This window comes from Paracoccus fontiphilus (genome assembly GCF_017356265.1).
Taxonomy (GTDB): Bacteria; Pseudomonadota; Alphaproteobacteria; order Rhodobacterales; family Rhodobacteraceae; genus Paracoccus; species Paracoccus fontiphilus.
Genome location: NZ_JAFNAW010000142.1, coordinates 1 through 2787 on the forward strand (window position 1 = coordinate 1; position 2787 = coordinate 2787).

Genomic DNA, 2787 nt, shown 5'->3' on the forward strand with positions numbered 1-2787 from the left:
GCGCTGGGCTCGGCCTTGATCGCGCGGGGCGGCCGCGCTGCCGCCGTTGCCGTGCTGGCGCTGCTGGCCCAGCCGGTGCCCCCCGCCACCGCGCAGGACATCGGCCCCGAACTGGCCCGCGCCGCGAACGAGGTTGCGCTGGCCTATGTCGTGACCGGCGACGACCGCATCGACGAAACCTCGCGCGAAGGGCTGCGGGGCCTGTCGGCGGTTCTGGCGCAGCGCACCTCGGTCGAGCCGGGCGAGCCGGTGGCCATCGACCTGGACCGGGACGACCTGTCGGTGCTGACCTTTCTCTACTGGCCGATCACCGACACGCAGGCGCCGCCCTCGCCGCAGGCCTACGTCCGGCTGAACCACTTCATGCGCTCGGGCGGGATGATCCTGTTCGACACGCGCGACGGCGATGTCACGGGCGTCGGCGGGCCCGACATGTCGCAGGCCTTGCAGGCCCTTGCCTCGCCGCTGGAGATCCCGCCCTTGTCGCCGATCCCCGACGATCATGTCCTGACCCGCAGCTTCTATCTGCTGGCCGACTTTCCCGGCCGCTGGCAGGGCAACCCCGTCTGGCTGGAAGCGCCCCCGGCGGGTGCCGAGGCGGCCGAGGGCGTGCCCTTCCGGCAGCTCAACGACGGGGTCAGCCCGGTGGTGATCGGCGGCAATTCTTGGGCCGAGGCCTGGGCCGTGGACGAGAACGGCTTTGCCGCCTTTCCCATCGGGCGCGGCTGGGAAGGCGAGCAGCAGCGCGAGATGGCCTATCGCTTTGGCGTGAACCTGCTGATGTATGTGCTGACGGGCAACTACAAGTCCGACCAGGTGCATGTGCCCGCCCTTCTGGACCGGATGCGGGTCGAGGAGACGCTTGGCCCATGACCCAGCTTCGCTTCGATCCCCTGTTGCCTTGGTGGGCCATCGCCGCGCTGGCGGTCCTGGCGCTGCTGGTGGCGGGCTTTGCCTTGTGGCGCGGGTTGCGCGGCTGGGCCTGGCGCGGGCTTGCCGGGCTGGCGGCGGCGCTGGCGCTGGCGGGTCCGGCGCTGGAGATCGGCAGCCGCACGGGCCTGTCCGACATCGTGATCCTGCTGGACGATCGTTCCGCCAGCCAGGGACTGCCGGAACGCACCGCCCAGGCGGATGCCGCCGTCGATGCCATGACCCGTGCCGTCGCCGCGCTGCCCAACACCGAATTGCGCCGCGTGACGGTGGGCGACAATGACGACGGCACCCTGCTTGCCACGGAAATGGCCCGCGCCATCGCCGCCGAACCGGAAACCCGGCTGGCGGGGGTGATCGCCGTGACCGATGGGCGGCTGCACGACCCCGCGATGCTGCCCGCGACGGCGCCCGCGCCGGTCCATGTGCTGCTGACCGGCCGGCCACAGGATTGGGACCGCCGCCTGGTGATCGAGGAAGCGCCCGCCTTTGCCCTGATCGACCAGCAGGTCAGCATCCGCCTGCGCGTCGAGGATCAGGGCAGCGTGCCCCCCGAGGCGCAGACCGGATCGGTCAACCTGCGCCTGTCCCTGGACGGAGAGAATGAACAGGTGGTGGCCGTGCCCTTGGGCCAATCCCTCACCGTCCCCCTGGTGCTGGACCACGCGGGCCAGAACGTCGTGCAGATCGGCTTCGACGCGCCTGCGATCGACCAGGAGGGCGGTGGCGAGCTGACCGACCGCAACAACAGCGCCGCCATCAGCATCAACGGCGTACGCGACCGGCTTCGGGTGCTGCTGGTGTCGGGCGAACCCCATGCGGGCGAACGGACCTGGCGCAACCTGCTGAAATCGGATGCGGCGGTGGACCTGATCCACTTCACCATCCTGCGTCCGCCCGACAAGTCGGACGGCGTGCCGGTCAACGAACTGTCGCTGATCGCCTTTCCGACCCAGGAACTGTTCATGGAGCGGATCGAGGATTTCGACCTCATCATCTTCGACCGCTACAGCGTTCGGGGCATCCTGCCGCCGGATTACTACGCCAATATCGCGCGCTATGTCGAAGGCGGCGGCGCGATCCTGGTCTCTGCCGGGCCGGAAATGGCGGGGGTCGAAAGCCTGTATCTGTCGCCCCTGGGCCGCATCCTGCCCGCGCGCCCGACGGGGCAGGTGCTGGAGGAACCCTATCTGCCCCGCCTGACCGATGACGGGCGACGCCACCCCGTCACCGCCGGGCTGCCCGGCGGCGAAGGGGACGATCCTACCTGGGGCCGCTGGCTGCGCATGGCGACGGTGACGCCCGACGCAGGGGCGCAGGTCGCCATGACCGGCATCGGCGACCAGCCGCTTCTGATCCTGAATCGCGTGGGCGAGGGGCGGGTGGCGCTGCTCACCTCGGACCAGGTGTGGCTCTGGGGGCGCGGGTTCGAGGGCGGCGGGCCGCAACTGGAACTGCTGCGCCGCATCGCCCACTGGTCCATGAAGGAACCGGAGCTTGAGGAAGAGGCGCTGCTGGCCGATGTGGGGGGCGACATGACGGTCCGCTTCACCCGCCGGACCATGTCTGACGACGCCGGGCCGCTGATCGTGACCCGCCCCGACGGCGGAACCGAGGAGGTGCCGCTGACCGAGGCCGGGCCGGGCCGCTTTTCCGCCGACTGGACCGCGCCCGAACCGGGGCTTTACCGCCTGCAGGATGGCGACCTGCGCCGCGTGCTGGCGCTTGGCCCCGCCGCCCCGCGCGAGTTCGAGCAGACCGTGGCAAGCGCCGCCGCGCTGCAGCCGCTTGTGGGCGCCACCGGGGGCGGGGTCGTGGCGCTGTCCGGCGGCGTGCCCGACCTGCGCACCGCGGCGC

Annotated in this window: 2 protein-coding genes; both read left to right on the forward strand. The window is 71.2% G+C overall.

Features of this window, described 5'->3' with window-relative positions:
• A partial coding sequence (locus tag J0F76_RS20385) for a DUF4159 domain-containing protein (RefSeq protein WP_207472286.1) occupies positions 1-873 on the forward strand: 873 nt, incomplete at its 5' end.
• The coding region (locus J0F76_RS20390) for a hypothetical protein (protein WP_207472289.1) at positions 870-2787 on the forward strand (1918 nt) is incomplete at its 3' end. The genes J0F76_RS20385 and J0F76_RS20390, both read left to right, overlap by 4 nt.